16 protein-coding genes are annotated in these 17,472 nt (G+C 71.1%); 3 read left to right on the forward strand and 13 right to left on the reverse strand.

Annotated features, from left to right (window positions below):
- Position 1: 1 nt before the first annotated feature.
- From AB0J90_RS15440 to AB0J90_RS15475, 8 genes are all read right to left on the reverse strand, one after another.
- A complete protein-coding gene (locus tag AB0J90_RS15440; protein WP_363596171.1) occupies positions 2-415 on the reverse strand; it encodes a hypothetical protein in 414 nt (137 codons plus the stop codon).
- 57 nt (positions 416-472) lie between these two features.
- On the reverse strand, positions 473-2,338 hold the full coding sequence (locus AB0J90_RS15445) for a DUF4153 domain-containing protein (protein WP_363596173.1): 1,866 nt from the start codon (positions 2,336-2,338) through the stop codon (positions 473-475).
- 540 nt (positions 2,339-2,878) lie between these two features.
- Positions 2,879-3,970 (reverse strand): ATP-binding protein, encoded by a 1,092-nt coding sequence (locus AB0J90_RS15450; RefSeq protein ID WP_363596175.1) that lies wholly within the window; start codon positions 3,968-3,970, stop codon positions 2,879-2,881.
- Complete coding sequence (locus AB0J90_RS15455) at positions 3,967-4,644, reverse strand: response regulator transcription factor (protein ID WP_363596177.1); 678 nt, start codon at positions 4,642-4,644, stop codon at positions 3,967-3,969. Before AB0J90_RS15455 ends, AB0J90_RS15450 begins: the two co-directional genes overlap by 4 nt.
- A gap of 88 nt (positions 4,645-4,732) precedes the next feature.
- A complete protein-coding gene (locus AB0J90_RS15460; protein ID WP_326561767.1) occupies positions 4,733-5,488 on the reverse strand; it encodes a LytTR family DNA-binding domain-containing protein in 756 nt (251 codons plus the stop codon).
- Between the two features lie 22 nt (positions 5,489-5,510).
- Positions 5,511-6,728, reverse strand: a complete 1,218-nt coding sequence (locus AB0J90_RS15465; protein ID WP_363596179.1) for a histidine kinase — start codon at positions 6,726-6,728, stop codon at positions 5,511-5,513.
- A 51-nt stretch (positions 6,729-6,779) separates the two neighbouring features.
- Positions 6,780-8,342, reverse strand: coding sequence for a sugar transferase (locus tag AB0J90_RS15470; RefSeq protein WP_363596181.1), 1,563 nt, complete (start codon positions 8,340-8,342; stop codon positions 6,780-6,782).
- Between the two features lie 271 nt (positions 8,343-8,613).
- On the reverse strand, positions 8,614-9,474 hold the full coding sequence (locus AB0J90_RS15475; protein ID WP_363596183.1) for a DNA-formamidopyrimidine glycosylase family protein: 861 nt from the start codon (positions 9,472-9,474) through the stop codon (positions 8,614-8,616).
- A gap of 25 nt (positions 9,475-9,499) precedes the next feature.
- On the opposite strand from AB0J90_RS15475, the gene AB0J90_RS15480 reads away from it, so the two are divergent.
- Complete coding sequence (locus AB0J90_RS15480; RefSeq protein ID WP_363596185.1) at positions 9,500-10,669, forward strand: glycosyltransferase family 4 protein; 1,170 nt, start codon at positions 9,500-9,502, stop codon at positions 10,667-10,669.
- A gap of 4 nt (positions 10,670-10,673) precedes the next feature.
- Here AB0J90_RS15480 and AB0J90_RS15485 read toward each other — a convergent pair whose 3' ends face one another.
- The 4 genes from AB0J90_RS15485 to AB0J90_RS15500 form a co-directional block, all read right to left on the reverse strand.
- Positions 10,674-11,390, reverse strand: a complete 717-nt coding sequence (locus AB0J90_RS15485; protein WP_363596271.1) for a CDP-alcohol phosphatidyltransferase family protein — start codon at positions 11,388-11,390, stop codon at positions 10,674-10,676.
- On the reverse strand, positions 11,374-12,441 hold the full coding sequence (locus AB0J90_RS15490; RefSeq protein ID WP_363596187.1) for an iron-containing alcohol dehydrogenase family protein: 1,068 nt from the start codon (positions 12,439-12,441) through the stop codon (positions 11,374-11,376). The genes AB0J90_RS15485 and AB0J90_RS15490 overlap by 17 nt, the downstream gene beginning before the upstream one ends.
- A 9-nt stretch (positions 12,442-12,450) precedes the next feature.
- On the reverse strand, positions 12,451-13,224 hold the full coding sequence (locus AB0J90_RS15495) for a phosphocholine cytidylyltransferase family protein (protein ID WP_363596189.1): 774 nt from the start codon (positions 13,222-13,224) through the stop codon (positions 12,451-12,453).
- A 129-nt stretch (positions 13,225-13,353) separates the two neighbouring features.
- The gene (locus tag AB0J90_RS15500; RefSeq protein WP_363596191.1) at positions 13,354-13,803 is read right to left on the reverse strand and encodes an NUDIX domain-containing protein; all 450 of its coding nucleotides are present in this window, start codon (positions 13,801-13,803) and stop codon (positions 13,354-13,356) included.
- A 187-nt stretch (positions 13,804-13,990) separates the two neighbouring features.
- On the opposite strand from AB0J90_RS15500, the gene AB0J90_RS15505 reads away from it, so the two are divergent.
- Together AB0J90_RS15505 and corA are read left to right on the forward strand one after the other, a co-directional pair.
- Positions 13,991-15,091: a PLP-dependent aminotransferase family protein gene (locus tag AB0J90_RS15505; protein WP_363596193.1), complete on the forward strand. Its 1,101-nt coding sequence runs from the start codon at positions 13,991-13,993 to the stop codon at positions 15,089-15,091.
- 404 nt (positions 15,092-15,495) lie between these two features.
- The gene (gene corA, locus AB0J90_RS15510; protein WP_363596195.1) at positions 15,496-16,656 is read left to right on the forward strand and encodes a magnesium/cobalt transporter CorA; all 1,161 of its coding nucleotides are present in this window, start codon (positions 15,496-15,498) and stop codon (positions 16,654-16,656) included.
- Between the two features lie 57 nt (positions 16,657-16,713).
- Here corA and AB0J90_RS15515 read toward each other — a convergent pair whose 3' ends face one another.
- Entirely contained in the window at positions 16,714-17,466 is a 753-nt protein-coding gene (locus tag AB0J90_RS15515) for a hypothetical protein (protein ID WP_363596197.1), read from the reverse strand.
- Between the last annotated feature and the right edge of the window lie 6 nt (positions 17,467-17,472).

The raw sequence follows: 17,472 nt of genomic DNA on the forward strand, positions 1-17,472 counted from the left end.
CTCAGCGCTCCGGTCGCTGGACCAGGTTGGTGAACTCCTGCTCGTTGCGTTCCGCCAGGTGCACGTACGCCCAGCCCACCCCGACCAGGAACGGGAACGCGCAGACGCCGAGCAGCAGCCAGGGCAGGTTCACCCCGAACAGCTTCACCTCACCGGCCGCCGGAGCGAGCGCGAACATCAACGGCAGGCCGCCGAGCCCGATCGCGACGACCAGGGACAGCCGCAGGGCGAGTGCCAATTGGGCGCGTACGAGTCCGCGTACGAGTGCCTCGCCGACCCGGGTCTGCTCGGTCAGCTCGGTCCGCGTACGTGCCGGCCCGTGACCGTGCCGGGACACCTCGGCCAGCACGATCCGGGACCGGGGCGTGACGGTCGGCGCCGCCGGATCGGGGGACGGATCGATGGGAGCGGCCACCCCGGCAGTCTCACCTCCCGCAGCCGATTGTCAAGTGCCCGCCCCCGTTGCCGCTGGTCAGGAGGTCGGTCGGGTTGTTCCGGGGCAGGTGCCGTACTGCTGTCCGGGGCCCACCACCGGGTCCGCGCGCAGCAGTTTCCACGCGGTGGAGCGGCCGAGGTTCGCGCCGCGCCAGTCGTCGGGATGGTCGGTCAACTCCTGCGCGATCTCCCTGAGCGCGCAGTCGCGCAGCGGGCCGGGGAGCTTGTCGAGTGCCGGCACCGCGTCGGCGGAGAGCCGGGACAGGTAGTCGAGGTCCAGCCGTCCGCTGGCGGCGTGCCGGTCGACGTTGCGTTCGGCGATCAGCCGGTCGGGGTTCGCCACGGCCAGGCCGAGCAGCGCCAGTACCGCCGTACCGACCGCCACCCGGGGCAGCCAGGTTGCGCGCAGCCGCACCCCGGCGACGAGCACGAGTACGAAGACCACCCCGAGCCACAGCTCGCACGCGGCCACCAGCAGGCGGAGCCGGGTGGCGCCGTACGCGTGGGTGTAGACGTTCATCCGGTACAGCGCGGATGCGACCACAACCAGGCTGAACAGGGCGAGTACGCCGAGCAGCCCCCGGATCAGCCAACGCTGCGCCGTCGTCTGTCGAGGCGCCCACCGGATCGCCCCGGCGATCACCATCAGGGTGAGCACCGTGACCGCCAGCAGTTGCCAGAAGCCGCCCCGGGCGTGATCGGCGTACGTCAGGCCGGCCGTGTCCTGCACGTGGGCGGAGCCGCCGAACAGGTTGGTGAGCTGCACCAGCACAAACGCCGCGAAGAGTACGTCGAGCAGGGCGACCGGCACCGCCCACTCCGTACCCCTGAGCCGGTGTCGGGCGGGCCGCTCCAACCCGGCCAGGTCCGGCGGCGCGGCCAGCACGTACGCCGCTCCGAGCAGCCCGCCGGCAACCGCCAACCCCACGAAGATCCACCTGAACACGGTTCCGGCCGAGAACTCCGGCAGCAGCCCGTCGATCAGGTCGGCGAACGCCGCGTCCGCCGAGGCGAACAGGGCGCCGAAGACCACCAGCAGGGCGACCGAGACGCCCGCGGTGGCGAAGCCCCGGCTGAGGCTGGAGCGGCCGGACCGGTCCGCCTGACGCAGCCCGCGTCGCGCCCACGGCACGGACCGAAAAAGCGCCTCGGGCGCGATCAGGACGGAGAAGACCAGGCCGGTCAGGGTGCGGCCGTTCGCCACTGCCAGGCACGCGGTCAGTCCGGCGGTGAGCAGACAGAGTACGAACAGCCAGCCGGCCGCCCGCACGGTGCCGACCCCGATCAGGGCCACCGTCGCCGCCAGCCAGACGAGTCGAGCGACGCCCAGCGGTGCCCGGCCGACCCGCCCCGGCCCGGTTGAAGCGGTACGGTCCGGCATCCCCGTGTTGCCGGACCGTACCGGGTCTGTGTCACCGTCGCCGATCGTGCCGTCGCGTACGCCGGCCGGGCCTGGTTCGGCCGGTTTGCCGACCGCACTGCCCGCAGGACCCGAACTCGCTGGTACCGCCTCCTGGCTCGCCCGGTCCGAGTCGGCCGCGTTCGGCTCGGCCGCGTTCGGCTCGGCCGCGTTCGGCTCGGCCGCGTTCGGCTCGGCCGAACTCGGCTCGGCCAGCTTTGGGATGGCGGGGTTCGGCTTGGACGCGTCCGGCTCGATCGCGTTCGGCTCGGTCGCGCTCGCCTCGGCTGGATTCGCCTCGGCTGGGCTCGGCGGACTCGTGCTGGTCCGGCTGGATGCGGCGGTGGCCAGTGCCACCGTGCCGGCCACCACGGCGACGAGCCAGCCGACACCGGCCCGGTCCAGCGGGATGCTGACGGCGGCGATGACCGCCGCTCCGGCCGTCGCGGCCAGGACCGCCTGCGGTGCGGCGCCCGCCGGCCCCGGCCAACGCCGTTGCCACATCGACGGCGGCGGGGGCACGAGCGGTGGTCGCGCCGGCACCGGCCAGTGGGGCCCCGCGGGCGGCCACGTGGTCGCGAGCGATTGTTGCGCCGGGTGCGCAACCTGTGCCGCCGGGTGTGGAACCTGCGCCGCCGGGTGCGGAACCTGTGCCGCCGGGTGCGGAACCTGTGCGCCCTGCGCGGTCGGCGCCGGGTGCGGCGTCGTCGCGGGCGGATGCTGTGTCGGAGCCGCTGCGCCCCCTGCGGCGGATGCGGCCGGTCGTTGGGTCAGCGCCGCTGGTCGCTCCACAGGACTCGCCGGTCGTCGCGGAGAATTCGCCGGCGGCTGGGCTGCTGCCGGCGCCGGCTGGTCCGCCGGCCCCGCCGGTGTCGCGGCGGTGGTCTTCCGAGACTGGTGCGGATCGGCTGACGGTTCCGGTTCGGGTACCGGACCGAGGACTGGACTCGCGGACATGCTTCCTCCGAAGGGCGCACGGATCCGACCGGCTGGTCCGCCCGCCAGTCGTACGCGGCGTCGGACAGTCGGTGGTACGGGAAGGGTTCAGGAGCCGGTGGCGACCGACGGCTGGGTGAGGCCCAGCGGCAGGCTCACCCGGATCCGGCAACCGGTGCTGCGGCGGTTGCCGGCAATCGGTGCGGGCTCCGCCACCGCGATGGTGCCGCCGTGCATCTCCACCACCCAGCGGGCGATGGCCAGGCCGAGCCCGGTGCCGCCGTCACCGGCCCGCTCGCCACGGGTGAACCGTTCGAAGACCCGCGAGCGTTCCCCCACCGGGATCCCCTCGCCCTCGTCGGTCACCTCGACGTCGAGCCGGTCGGCCCGCTGCTCGGCGCTGACGAGTACGTTTCCGCCGGTCGGGCTGTGCCGGGCGGCGTTGTCGAGCAGGTTCGCGAAGACCTGGTGCAGCCGCCACGGGTCGGCCTTGATGCTCAGCGGCACGGCTGGTTGGCGTACCCGGAAATCGACCGTCCGCCCGGCGCCGGACGCGCTCACCGCGGCCTGCTGGACCGCCTCGTCCAGGAAGTCCGCGACGTCGATGTCGACCCGGCGCAGCGGCACCACCCCGGCGTCCAGCCGGGACAGGTCCAGCAGGTCGGCGACCAGGTGACCGAGGCGTTCGGTCTGCGCCAGGGCGGTACGCAGTGTCGCCGGCTCGGGCTCGGCCACCCCGTCCACGATGTTCTCCAGCACCCCCTGAAGTGCGGTGATCGGCGTACGCAGCTCGTGCGACACGTTGGCGATCAGCTCGCGCCGCCGCCGGTCGGCCTCGGCCAACTCAGCCGACATCTGGTTGAACGCGACGGACAGTTCGCCGACCTCGTCCCGCGAGGTGGCCCGGACCCGGCGGGAGTAGTCGCCCCGGGCCATCGCCCGTGCTCCGGCGGTCATCTCCCGCAGCGGCGAGGTCATCCCGTGGGCGAGGACCTGCGAGGTGGCCAGGGCGATGATGATGGCGGTCACCGAGGTCCACGGCGGGATCCAGCCGATGCCGATCCGAAAGACGAGCAGGGCGGCGGCGCCCGAGGACACCAGCAGTATCCCGAGTTTCACCTTGATCGAGCGGACCGGGTCGAGCGGGCGGGGCAGCAGGTCGAGTCCCCGGTTGATCCAGGCCCAGATCGTCTCCGTCATGGGAGTACCTCCAGTGCGTAGCCGACGCCGTGCACGGTCCGGATCAGATCCGCGCCGAGCTTACGGCGCAGCGCCTTGATGTGGCTGTCCACGGTCCGGGTGCCGGACGCGTCGGCCCAGCCCCAGACGTCGGAGAGCAATCGTTCCCGGGGCAGTACGGTCCGTGGCCGCCCCGCGAGGTGGACCAGCAGGTCGAACTCGGTTGGGGTCAGGTGCGCCTCCACCCCGGCGCGGCGTACCCGCCGTTCGGCCTGGTTGATCTCCAGGTCGCCGAGCCGGAGGATCTGCTGCGCGTTGCTCGCCGCCCGGTCCACCCGGCGCAGCAGGGCGTGTACGCGCGCCGCCAGTTCCCGCAGCGAGAACGGCTTGGTCAGGTAGTCGTCGGCGCCGACCGCGAGCCCGACCAGCAGGTCGGTCTCGTCGTCGCGGGCGGTCAGCATCAGCACCGGCACCGGGCGGTCGACCTGGATCCGCCGGCACACCTCCAACCCGTCGAAGCCCGGCAACATCACGTCGAGCACCACCAGATCCGGTGGGCGCAGTCGGACCGACTCGACCGCGGACGGACCGTCACCGGCGATCTCGACGGCAAAACCCTCGGCCCGTAACCGCGCGGCGACCGCCTCCGCGATCGTCTGCTCGTCCTCGACGACCAGGACCCGACGCTCGTTCATGTCCTGGACTGTAGGCATGCGGGATGGAGAGGGATGGGGCAGGTTGTGAATAACCTGTGGAGAACGAGCTTCGCCTGTGGATAACCCGTCAACGGTTCCAGTCCTGCTTGGCGGCGCGGACCAGCTTGTCCTTCAGTTCGCGGGTGTGCCGGCGACTGACCGGCAGCTCGGTGCCGTCGACCACGACCACGTACCCGGAGTTGGCCAGCCGGAGTTCGGCGATGAGCCGGAGCTGCACCAGGTACGAGCGGTGGATCCGGACGAAACCGGCATCGGCCCAGCGTTCGGCAAGGGTGGCCAGCGGCACTCGGACCAGGTGCGACGCGTCCGCCGTGTAGAGCCGGGCGTAGTCGCCCTGCGCCTCCACCCAACGCACGGCCGACCGGGGCAGCATCCGGGTCGTACCGGCCAGTTCCACCGGGATGGTCGGATCCTCCTCGGCCCGGGCCATCGCCGCCGGATGGGCGGGCACCACCCGGGCGCCGATCACCCGACGCAGCGACTCGGCCAGCCGCTCGGCGCGTACCGGCTTGCGGACGTAGTCGGTAACCCCCAGGTCGAACGCGTCCACCGCACCGTCGTCGTACGCGGTGACGAAGACGATCGCCGGAGGTCGGGCGAACCGCCGCAGCACCCGGGCCAGTTCCATCCCGTCCAGCCCCGGCATCCGGATGTCGAGGAAGACCACGTCCACGTCCGCGTCCCGCAGCACCCGCAGCGCCTCGGTCGCGTCGCACGCGGTGTGCAGCCGGGCCACCCGGGGGTCGGCCCGCAGGTGGTACGCGAGTTCGTCCAGCGCAGGCGGCTCGTCGTCGACCGCCAGCACCCGCAGGAAACCGTTCACGCCTGCGCCCCCTTCCAGCCGTTCACGTACGTGCCCGGACCTGTCGGTGGAACTTCGGCACCCGCATGCTCACCTTCGTACCCGATCCCAGCCCGGTCTCCACCACGAGGCCGAAGCCGTCCCCGAACGCCGACCGGAGCCGTTCGTCCACATTGGAGAGCCCGACGTGCTGGCCTGAGTCGTCGGCGCTGTCCCGGGCCGCCTCGGCGATGCCCTCGGCGAGCACCGCCGGATCCATCCCCACCCCGTCGTCCTCCACCGTGATGTGGCACTCCGCTCCGGCGTCGCGCGCCTCGATGCTGACCATCCCCAGCCCCGGCTTGCGGGACAGGCCGTGCCGTACGGCGTTCTCGACCAGCGGTTGCAGGCAGAGGAACGGCACGCTCACCGGCAGCACCTCGGGCGCGATCTCCAGCCGCACCTGGAGCCGGTCACCGAAGCGCGCGCGCTCGATCGTGAGGTAACGGTCGATCGAACGCAACTCCTCGGCGAGCGTGGTGAACTCTCCGTGCGCCCGGAACGAGTACCGGGTGAACTCGGCGAACTCCAGGATCAGCTCGCGGGCCCGCTCCGGATCCGTACGCACGAACGAGCCGATCGCGGTCAGCGCGTTGTAGATGAAGTGTGGGCTGATCTGTGCCCGCAGCGCCCGTACCTCCGCGCGGGCCAGCCGCTCCCGCGACGAGTCCAGCTCGGCGAGCGCGAGCTGCGCACTCGCCCAGTGGGCCGTCTCCAGCGTCGCCTGGACCAGACCCGGCGCCGGCTGGTCGTCCGCTATCGCCACCAGCACCCCGACGGCCCGGCCGTCGGAGCCGGTCAGCGGCGCCACCACCGCACCCCGGATCGGGCAGTCGACCCGGTCGCAGCGCAACTCCGCCTCACCGAGCACCGTCGACCGGTTCGCCGCGATCGCCCGCTCCGCGGCGGTGACGTACTGGGCGCCGTGGTGGCCGCCCCGACCGTCGATGGCGAGCACCTCACTGTCGTCGACCAGCGCCAACCCGGCCGCGCCGACGAGGGCGCGCAGGTGCCGTACGGCCTTCGCCGCGCTCGCCGGGTTCAGGCCCGCGCGCAACGGCTCGGCCGCGAGCCCGGCCGTGTGCAACACGTCGTACGTCGCCAGTTGGGTCGCGGTCGCGATGCCCCGCCGGGCGCGCAGTCGTACCACCGCGAACAGGGCGGCGCCGAGCGCACTCACCAGCGCGACGACCGCAAGCACAGCAGAGAGGTTCGGCCCCACGCACAGATCCTGTCCGACCCGCCCGAAAAGCGAAACCCACGCCCTGCCCGGTCAGTAGGCGCCCTTGCGGGCGAGGACCACCCCGATGGTGCGCCAGAGGATGCTCAGGTCGTACGCGAGGGACCAGTTGTCGACGTAGTAGAGGTCGAGCCGTACGGCTTCGTCCCAGGAGAGGTCGGAGCGTCCGGAGACCTGCCAGAGGCCGGTCATGCCGGGGCGGACGAGCAGTCTGCGGCGTACGTCGCCGAGGAAGTCGCCGTCGTCGGCCGGGAGCGGACGCGGGCCGACCAGGGACATTTCGCCCTTGAGTACGTTGATCAGCTGGGGTAGCTCGTCCAGGGAACTGGCCCGCAGGAACCGGCCGACGGGGAAGACCCGCGGGTCCTCCTTGATCTTGAAGAGCATGCCGTCGGTTTCGTTCTGGTCGACCAGCCCGGCGAGGCGATCCTCCGCGTCGACGTACATCGTCCGGAACTTCCAGACCCGGAAGGTGCGGCCCTCGTGGCCGACCCGCGGCTGGCGGAAGAACACCGGGCCGGGGTCGGAGATCCGGATGGCCAGCGCGATGGCGATGAACAGCGGGGAGAGCAGGAGCAGACCCAACCCGGCGGCGACCCGGTCGAGCAGGTTCTTCGCGAGCAGCGCCGGCCCGGAGAGGGTGGGTTCCTCGACGTGCAGCAGCGGCAGGCCCTCGATCGGCCGGATGTGCACCCGCGGACCGGCGATGTCGGTCAACTGCGGTGCGACCACCAGGTCGATGCCGGAACCCTCCAACTGCCAGGCGAGCCGGCGTAGTTCGCCCGGTTCCCAACTGGCCGAACCGCAGACCGCGATGGTGTCACCGGCGACCTCGCGGACCAGCGACAGCACGTCGCGACCGGCGTAGACCGGCACCGGCGTGTCCATGCCCCGGGCGGCGGCGTAACCGTCGGTGAGGTGGATCGCGACCGGGATCAGCCCGGCGGCCGGGCTGCGGGTGACCGCGGTGTAGACCTCCAGCGCCTCCGGCAGGGTGCCGACCAGCACCATCCGGTGCGCGGCGTGCCCGCTGCGCCGCCGCATCGTGTGCAGTGCGAAACGGGCCAGCAATCGGAAGATCAGGATGAACAGCAGTGCGCCGAGCACCGCGGTGGCGACGGAGAGTCGGGACAGTTTTGTCACGGTGGCGAAGGCGAGGAACGAAACGCTTGCCGCGACCACGACGCCGGCCCGTACGACGCGTTTGAACTCTTCCGTGCCGATGCCGAGATAGCGCCGGTCATAGGCGCGGTTGCCCCAGAGCACCAGCAACCAGCCGAGCGGCAGTAACAGGTACGTCACCGTATGGAACCAGGTGGCGTCGACGTCCGCGCCGTTGAAACCGGAGGTGGCCTTCTCGAACCGTTGGATCGAGACCCAGCTGGCCAGCGCAGCCGCGCCGAAGTCCAGCACGAGCAGGATCAGGATGTACGGACGGTGCCAACGCGAAACCCGCCGGCTGACCTTTGCCCAGGCGGAACGGGGTACGCCGTTAGGTGGCGGAGTCGACGGCAGCTGGATCTCGAAGCTGTCGACGTGTCGTACCGGGCCATTCCGGCCAGTGCCAGTTACCGGGCGCTGGAGGCTTGTCGTCACCTCACCTACGTCCTCCCGTGTGACACGTGCCGCCCATTCGCCGAAAGGGCTCGGGTCGCCCACCGTCTCAGTCTCCCACGCAGGCCCCGGTAGGGGCGTCGACCGGAGGGACTTTACGCTCCACCGACGGGCGATGAGAGCGAGCCGGCACCGCCCGATAAGAGCCCCGGACCGGGTCACTATACCGATGGATGGCGTCCTGGCCAGATCTGTCCGATGGAGATTTCAGCTCCACCTGGGCGATTTCTACCCTCAGCCAATTGTTGGTCACCTAACGCACAAGTCGCGATAGTCGGCGGTCGGCCAGCGGCTTGCCCCCGGTCTGGCAGGTCGGGCAGTACTGCAGGCTCGAATCAGCGAACGACACCTCACGCACCGTGTCGCCGCAGACCGGACAGGGCAGTCCGGTACGAGCGTGCACCCGCAGCCCGGACCGTTTCTCGCCCTTCAGTTCGGCGGCTCGTTGCCCGACCGACCGGGCGACCGCGTCACCGAGCACCTGGCGGGTCGCCGTGTGCAGGGCGGCGAGTTGCGTGTCGGTGAGCTTGTCGGTGATCGCGAACGGGGACAGCCGGGCGGTGTGCAGGATCTCGTCGGAGTACGCGTTTCCCACCCCGGACAGGATCTCCTGGTTGGTCAGGACCCCCTTGACCTGTCCGCGCTTGGCGCGCAGCCGTTCGCTGAACAGGGGCAGGTCCGCGGCGAGCGCGTCCGGGCCGAGCCGGGCCACCCCGGGCACCTGTGCCGGGTCGGTGACCAGGTACGCGGCCAGCTTCTTCTGCGTACCGGCCTCGGTCAGGTCGAAGCCGGAGCTGTCGTCGAGGCGTACCCGGACCGCGATCGGGCCCTTGCCGGGCTTGAGCGGGGTGGTGGACGGGAACGCCTCCCGGTAGTGCAGCCAGCCGGCTCGGGCCAGGTGGACCACCAGGTGCAGGCCGTCGTCGAAGCGGACGTCGAGAAACTTGCCGTACCGGCCGGCGCCGGTCACACACCTGCCGGCCGCGGCCGAGGGCGGCGGGTCGTACGTCTTCAGGGCGCTGATGGCGGCGACCTCGAGTCGCTCCACCCGGCGGCCCACCGCGCGCTCGCGCAGGTAGGCGCCGAGCGCCTCTACCTCAGGCAGTTCGGGCACGTCACTAACGGTAGCCTCTAGTCGCGTGAAGGTGGTCGTAGCGCACAACCGGTATCGAGAAGCTCAGCCGTCGGGCGAGAACACCATGGTCGATCTGGAGATCGCCCAGCTCACCGGGGCGGGCGTCGAGGTGCTGCCGTTCCTGCGCAGCTCGGACGAGATCCCGGCGATGCCCAAGAGCGCGAAGGTGTTGTTGCCGATCTCGCCCATCTACGCGCCACAGGCGCAGCAGGACCTGAGCCGGTTGATCGAGACCGAGCGGCCGGACGTACTGCACCTGCACAATCCGTACCCGTTGCTGTCACCTTGGGTAGTGCGGACCGCGCACCGGCACGGCGTTCCGGTGGTCCAGACCGTGCACAACTACCGCCAGGTCTGCTCCTCCGGGCTGTACTTCCGGGACGGGCACATCTGCCACGACTGCCGCGGACGGGCGCTCGGCGTGCCGGCGATCGTGCACCGCTGCTACCGGGGCTCGCGGGCGCAGAGCGCGCTGATGGCGACCACGCTGGCGATCCACCGGCCGACCTGGCGGTCGGTCGACCGGTTCATCGCGCTCACCTCCGCCGTCGCCGACCACCTGCGCGAGTACGGCATCCCGGACGACCGGATAGTGGTCAAGCCGAACGCGATCCCCGATCCGGGCGAGCCGGCCCCGCTCGGCGACGGTTTCCTCTTCTTCGGCCGACTCTCCCCGGAGAAGGGCCTCGACCTGCTGCTCCAGGCGTGGCGGCAGCACCCCGAGGGGTCGCTCGGCCCGCTGCGGATCGCCGGGGACGGTGAACTGCGGCCGCTGGCCGAGGCGGCGGCCCGGGAACGTACCGACGTCGAATACCTGGGCCCGTTGGACCGCGCCGGGGTGTGGGCCGCCGTACGCGCGGCCGCGGTGGTGGTGGCCGTACCGACCTGGCACGACGTGCTGCCGACGGTGGTGATCGAGGCGCTCGCCGCCGGCCGACCGGTGCTCGGTACGGCGCTCGGCGGGGTGCCGTACCTGATCGGGATGGACCATCCGCCGACCGCCGCCGGCTGGGTGGTGCCGGCGGAGGCGACCGCACTGGCCGCCGCCCTGCCCACCGCCCGTGCCGCCGCCCCCGCGCTGGCCCCGCTGGCCCGAGCCCGCTACCTGGCCACCTTCCGCCCCGAGGTGGTCACCGGCCAGCTCCTCGACACCTACAGGTCCCTCGCCGGGTAGCCCCTCAGCGGAGGGAGGCGCGGGCGGAGAAGGCGATGCTGGCGAGCAGGAAGCCGCCGTTGACCAGGGTGAAGGCGGCGATGATCCAGATCGTCGCGGCCGGGACGATGATCAGCACCAGGGCGGCCACGAAGATCACCGCGCCGTAGTCGCGGATCAGCTTCGCCAGGCGTACCGGCAGGCTGGTCGAGGTGACCATGCTGGCGTGGTTCGGGCCGGCCTGCATCACCGAGGTGACCAGGTTGACCATCCAGGTGCCGGCGAACGCCGCGACCAGCCAGACCGGGGTGCTCGGGCGCTGCGCCACCGCGGTCGCGCCGAGCGCCGTCACCAGCGCGATCTGGGCCGCCACGTCACAGAGGATGTCGACCCGCGCGCCGGCCGGGCTGCCCCGCCCGGTGACCCGGGCGAGCTGCCCGTCGGCGCAGTCCAGGGCGTACGCGACCTGCCAGCCGACCAGTGCCACCAGGCCGACCACCCAGGCCGGTACGTCGCCGTCGGCGACCGGCCCGGCCAGCGCCACCACGGTGACCGAGGCGGCCAGCCCGAGCACCAGGTTCCCCATGGTCAACGCGGTGGGGCTCAACCCCAGGCGGTACGCGAGCAGCGCGAAGCCGGCACCGAGGCGCTGGCTGAACGCCTCGCTGAACAGGCCGCCGCCCCGGTTCACCCGGTAGAAGTCGGCGGTGGTCGGACGGGACGGCTCAGCGGAGGTGGTCACGGAGGGCATCGGCGTAGTCTGCCAGCCGGTCGCGGATCCCGTCCGGCGACAGGTCGAGGTGCTCGATGATCGTGTAACGGTCCGGCCGGGTCCGGGGCGCGTGCAGCACCACGTCCACGAACTGGTCGTCGGTCAGATCGAGGTCGGCCGGCAGGATCGGCAGGCCGTGGCGGTGCAGACAGCTCGCCATCTGCCGGAACCGGGGCAGGTCCCCGCGGAGGAAGGTGCAGAAGAGACCGCCGAGCCCGACCTGCTCGCCGTGTGAGCCGGTGCCGAGCCGGAGCAGGTGCATCGCGTGCATGATCTCATGGCAGCCGCCGCTGCACGGCCGGCTGGTGCCACTGATCGCCATCGCCAGCCCGCTCGCGATCAGCGACTCGGCGAGGATGGTGACAAAGCCGTCGTCGCTCATGTCGCCGGGATGGTTGATGATCGCCTCGGCGCCCGTACGGGCCAGCGTGGCGGCGAGCCCGTCCACCCGCTCACCGCACATCTCGCGGGCCAGTTCCCAGTCGGCGAGCGCGCTGATGTTGCTGAGCAGCTCACCGATCCCGGCCCGGTTGTGCAGGTCCGGGCCGGACTCGACGAAGTCCAGGTCGACCACGACCGCGATCGGGATGTGCGCGCCGTAGGACGGGCGTCCGCCGTCGTGGTCCAGGGTGGCGATCGGGGAGGCGATGCCGTCGTTGGCGAGGCTGGTCGCCACCGACACCATCGGGATGCCGTACCGGGCGGCGGCGTACTTGGCGGTGTCGATGGTCTTGCCGCCACCGATGCCGACAACCGCGTCGTACGAGCGGGCGCGCAGCTTGTCGCCGAGTTCGAGAGCGGCGTCCAGGGTGCCGCCGGCGACGGTGAACACGTCGGCGGAACCGAGGGTGGGACGGATCAGCTCGACGATCCGTTCACCCTGCCCTGGACCGACCACCACCGCCACGTCGCCACCGGCGGAGATGCGCTGGTCGGCGAGGAGGGGACCGAGGTCGGCGATTGCGCCCCGGCGTACCTCGATGATCAGCGGCGTGTTGACCGTACGGGCTAGCAGCGGCACCCGAGTCCCCTAACTGCCGGTCGGCTGGCCGTCGGTGCCGGACGCTGGCGCCCACTGCCAGCTGGTGATCTCCCGGGCCCGGGTCAGGTCGGCGAGGTTGTCGACCTCGACCCACTCCACGTCACCGATCGGGGTGCCGCGCACCTCACCGCCCCGGTTCGCGTACTCCTGGTAGCCGTCCTCGTAGTAGAGGTTCGGGTCCCGGCGCCAGGTCGCCTCCAGTGCGTCGGCGAGGGCGGGCGCGGCGGCCGGCTCGATCAGCGTGGCGCCGATGTACTCCCCGTACGCGTCCGCCGGGTCCATCAGCTTGGTGATCTTCGTGAGCTGCCCGTCGGCGTCGAAGATGGTCTTCATCTCCTCGTCGGCCAGCTTCTTCACGTCGTCGATGGCGAGCAGGATGCCCGGACCACGGTTGGCCAGCAGCGTCCGCTCCACGCTCACCGGGTGCACGGTGTCGCCGTTGACCAGCAACGCCCCCTGGGCGAAGTGGTCCCGGGCCAGCCAGAGCGAGTACGCGTTGTTCCACTCCTCGGCCTTGTCGTTCTGCACCAGCGTCAGCCGTACGCCGTGGCGCTGCTCCAGAGCGGCCTGGCGGTCGCGTACCTCGGAGGCGGCGTAGCCGACCACGACGACCACCTCGGTCAGCCCGACCTCGGCGAGGTTGTGCAGCGCGATGTCGAGGATGGTCGTGCCACCATCGACCGGAATGAGCGCCTTGGGCAGGGTGTCCGTGTACGGGCGCAGCCGGCGCCCGGCCCCTGCGGCGAGCACTAATCCGATCATCGGTGGATCCTCCTTGTGACAACGACTACCGCACGGAGGATAGCCCCGAGGGACAGAACGGCGGTTTCCAGCCGGACCGGGCAGCCGTCGAACCGGTCAGCGGTCGGATCGGTCAGCGGTCGGATCGGGTCAGAGGCCGATCGCGTGCAGGGCGGCGAACGCGTCCTCGGCGATCCGGCGGATCATGCCGTCGTTGACGTGCCGATGCTCGTCCAGCACGTCGATCTCGTGCTCGCCCAGCCAGCGGAACTCGGTGTGCTTGCCCACTTCGAGCCGGGGGCGGGTCAGGTCGCCGTCGACGCGTACCAGGAAGTCGCTCTCCAGTCGGGTGAACCCGTCGTTGCCGGTCCAGGTGTACTCGCCGACCAGGCCGAGGACGACGGAGACGGTCCACCCGGTCTCCTCGGTCACCTCGCGCGACAGCGCGTCCTCGATCCCCTCGCCGGGCTCCAGATGGCCACCGACGATGTCCCAGGTGTCAGGGAAGAGCTTTCGCTGCGGGGACCGGCGCTGGAAGAAGATCCGACCGTCGTCGTCGACGATCAGCGCTCCGGCGCACCGGAGGGGGTCGGTGGGCACGGGTCGAGATTAGTTCCCGGATGTGCGCTGTGAACAGGGTCTTTTCCCGGGTGCGCAGCCGGTGTGGGCGATGTGTGCCCGCCGGGTTCGGCGCGCGGGTTGGGACGAAGCCGGTCCCGTTTTCCAGGATTCGGACATCGCCGTGCCGCCGCCGTAGCTGCCGGGGTCGCCCGTACGCTGGGTAGTCATGACTGCCGAGCAGCTGATCTCCTTTGCCCGTGGCGCTCCGTCGCTGGACATCATCGATATCGAAGGGCTGAAGGCCGCGGCCGTACGCGCCCTGGACGCGGACCCGGCCGGCGTCACCGCCTACGGAACGTCGCTGGGCTACCCGCCCCTGCGGGAGTGGATCGCGCGTAAGCACGGCGTCGCGGTCGACCAGGTGCTGGTGACCAACGGTTCGTTGCAGGCCGACGCGTTCCTGTTCGAGCACCTGGTCCGGCCCGGCGACTCGGTGGTGGTGGAGCGGCCGACCTACGACCGGACCCTGCTCAACCTGCAACAGCAGGGCGGCGACCTGCACTCGGTGACCATCCACCCGGACGGCATCGACACCGAGGAGCTGGGCAAGCTGCTCGAGTCGGGGGTACGCCCGAAGCTCGCGCACATCATCCCGAACTACCAGAACCCGGCCGGGGTGACCCTTTCGCTGGAGAAGCGGCGGACGCTGCTCGCCCTCGCGGCCGAGTACGGCTTCACGATCTTCGAGGACGACCCGTACGCGGATATCCGGTTCCGGGGCGAGCAGCTGCCCTCGATGCTCTCCCTGGACGAGCACGACGTGGTGGTGCACGCGTCGAGCTTCACCAAGACGGTCTGCCCCGGTGTCCGGGTCGGTTACCTGATCGGGCCGGCCGCGCTGATCGCCGAGATCGCCAAGAAGGCCACCAACCTCTACATCTCGCCGGGCATGTTCGCGCAGGCCACGGTCTACCAGTTCTGCGTCTCCGGTGACATCGACCGCTCGATCGAAACCGTCAGCACCGCACTCGGCGAGCGGGCCCGGCTGCTCGGGGAGGCGCTGCGCGCGCAGATCCCGGGTGTCCGGTTCTACGAGCCCGACGGCGGCTACTTCCTCTGGATCGAGCTGCCGCCGGACGTGCGGGTCGACCGGCTGGCGCCGGCTGCCGCCGAACGCGGGGTCGCCGTTGTCAAGGGCAGCGACTTCCTGATCGAGGGCGGACACCACGCGCTGCGGTTGGCGTACTCGGCGGTCACTGTCGACCAGATCGAGGAGGGCGTACGCCGGCTGGCCGCCGCGGTGGACGAGGTCCGGGGCCAGAACTGAGCGTCGGAAAGCGCCCGGCACCGCCTGCAAGAAATCGTCGTTGATCAGAAAAATTCAGCGTCGACCACTAAACAACTGTCGGATACCCGACAAAAGTTCGCCTTTGCTGGTCCGGGGGTCCCGCCGGACCAGCAAACGGCCCACAATGCTGCGAGCGCCTGTCGCGTTTCGACCCGGCCACCAGCCACGACGTTGTTCGTGCTGGTCCCGCCGAGGTCGGCCGGCAGGACCCAAATGCATAGCCCCCCGCCCCCAAAGGTGCCGGGTGGGCCGACCGCTCCTTACCCCCCCGACGCGGTCGGTCCACCCGGCGCCGACCCTCCCCGGCGCGGTCGGCGTACGGCGACTCTCGGCGTAGCCTGCAAGCCGCGAACCGAGAATCACGGAGGGGGGCGGGCAAGCCCATGGCAGAGCGACTCGACCGGGACCAGACGGGTAATGACGGGCGGGTCCGGGTCCGGCCCCGCTCCTGGATCGAACCGGTCCGGGCGATGGGCCGTCGACTCAACGCCGACTCCGGCCAGCACCCGGCCTCCCCGGCGGGCGGTGTCCGTACCGGGGTGGTCGACTGCGGCCTCTACGTCGACGGCGTACGCCAGCCTGGCGACTGGGACTACGCCTCCGCACTGGCCGCCGCCGAGCAGAACTCCGCCGACGGCAAGTCCAACGCCTTCGTCTGGCTCGGGCTGCACGAGCCGGGTCAGGAGGAGATGGCCGGCATCGCCGAGACGTACGGCCTGCACGAGCTGGCGGTCGAGGACGCGGTCAAGGCCGAACAGCGCCCGAAGCTGGAGCGGTTCGGTGAGGTCAGCTTCCTGGTGCTGCGCACCGCCCGGTACGTCGAGCACGGCGAGCTGACCGAGACCTCCGAGGTGGTCGAGACCGGTCAGGTGATGCTCTTCATCGGCCCCCGTTTCGTGATCAGCGTCCGGCACGGCGACGCCTGCCGGCTGGCCGCGGTCCGGGCCGACCTGGAGGGCAAGAAGGAACTGCTGGAACAGGGACCCTGGGCGGTGGCGTACGCGGTCACCGACCGGGTGGTCGACCTCTACATGGAGGTCGCCGACCAGGTCGAGGTCGACCTGGACACCCTGGAGGCGCAGGTGTTCTCGGTCAAGGCGCACGGGCGGATCCAGCGGATCTACCAGATGAAGCGCGAGCTGGTCGAGTTCAAGCGGGCCGTGGTCCCGCTGCAACGGCCGCTGATGATGCTGACCGGGACGGTCAACCGGGACGTGCCCAAGGAGGTCCGGCGCTACTTCCGGGACGTACAGGACCACCTCACCCGGACCGTGGAGCAGGTCAACTCGTACGACGACCTGCTCAACTCGATCCTGCAGGCGCGACTCGCCCAGGTGACCGTCGACCAGAACAACGACATGCGCAAGATCGCCGCCTGGGCCGGTATCGCCGCAGTCTGGACCGCGATCGCGGGCGTGTACGGCATGAACTTCGCGTACATGCCGGAGACCCAGTGGAAGTACGGCTACCCCGTGGTGTTCGCCCTGATGGTGGCGATCTCACTGGGGCTCTACCGCTGGTTCCGCCGCAACCGCTGGCTCTGACCGGGTTCCCGGCTCGCGGGTAGGTCGTTCCCGGCTCACGGGTACGCCCCGAGCCGGTCAGCTCCGGCTGTTGCCTGCCCCGCTGCCGGTGCCGAGCAGCCCGTCGGGCTTCGCCCCGGACTTGGCGCCGTCGGTGGCCGTACCGGCGGTGGTGGAGATCTTCTCGCCCGCCACCGCGGTCCGGTCCCGTACCTTCTCGATCGTGACCGGCTTCGGCTTCGTCGCGCCCGCGGCGGTCTCGCCGGTCGGTCGTCCTGCGCCGCCCGCGCTGGAGCTGAGGCCACCACCGGCGGTCGCCCGACCGTCGCTGCGGCTGGTTTCCGGCGCCGGCAGCGGCTCGTACGTCTCCCAGTGCTCCTGGTGCCGGCGGCGCATCGCGACCGCCCCCACCGCACCGGCCACCGCGCCGGCCGCGAGCAGCCCGGTGAGCATGGTCCAGCGCCGACGTGACGTGTTCGGCTTCCGCTTCTTCTTCGGCATCGCTTTCATCATCATCTTCTTCTTTGATCCCGTCAGGTTCCTGGTCCCCGTCCGACCGGTGCCCGCACCGGCCTGGCGAGCGCCGGCAAGTGCGGCCACGGCGAGGGGCGCGATCGCGGTCATGGTCGATCCCCAACCATCGGCTGCCGTCTGTGCGACCTTCGTCGCGGTCGGCGCGAGATAGCCACGGGCCACCTGTACGCGTGGGCCGACGGTTGCGCCGACACCCTCCGCCGCGTGGCCGGCAGCCTGCCTGATGTGACCGAAGCCCTCACCCAGCTCGGTACGGATGAGCTGGCCGTGGGACTTGCGGCGCCCGAATCCAAACACCGGTCT

This window comes from Micromonospora sp. NPDC049523, assembly GCF_040676775.1.
Lineage (GTDB): Bacteria > Actinomycetota > Actinomycetes > Mycobacteriales > Micromonosporaceae > Micromonospora_G.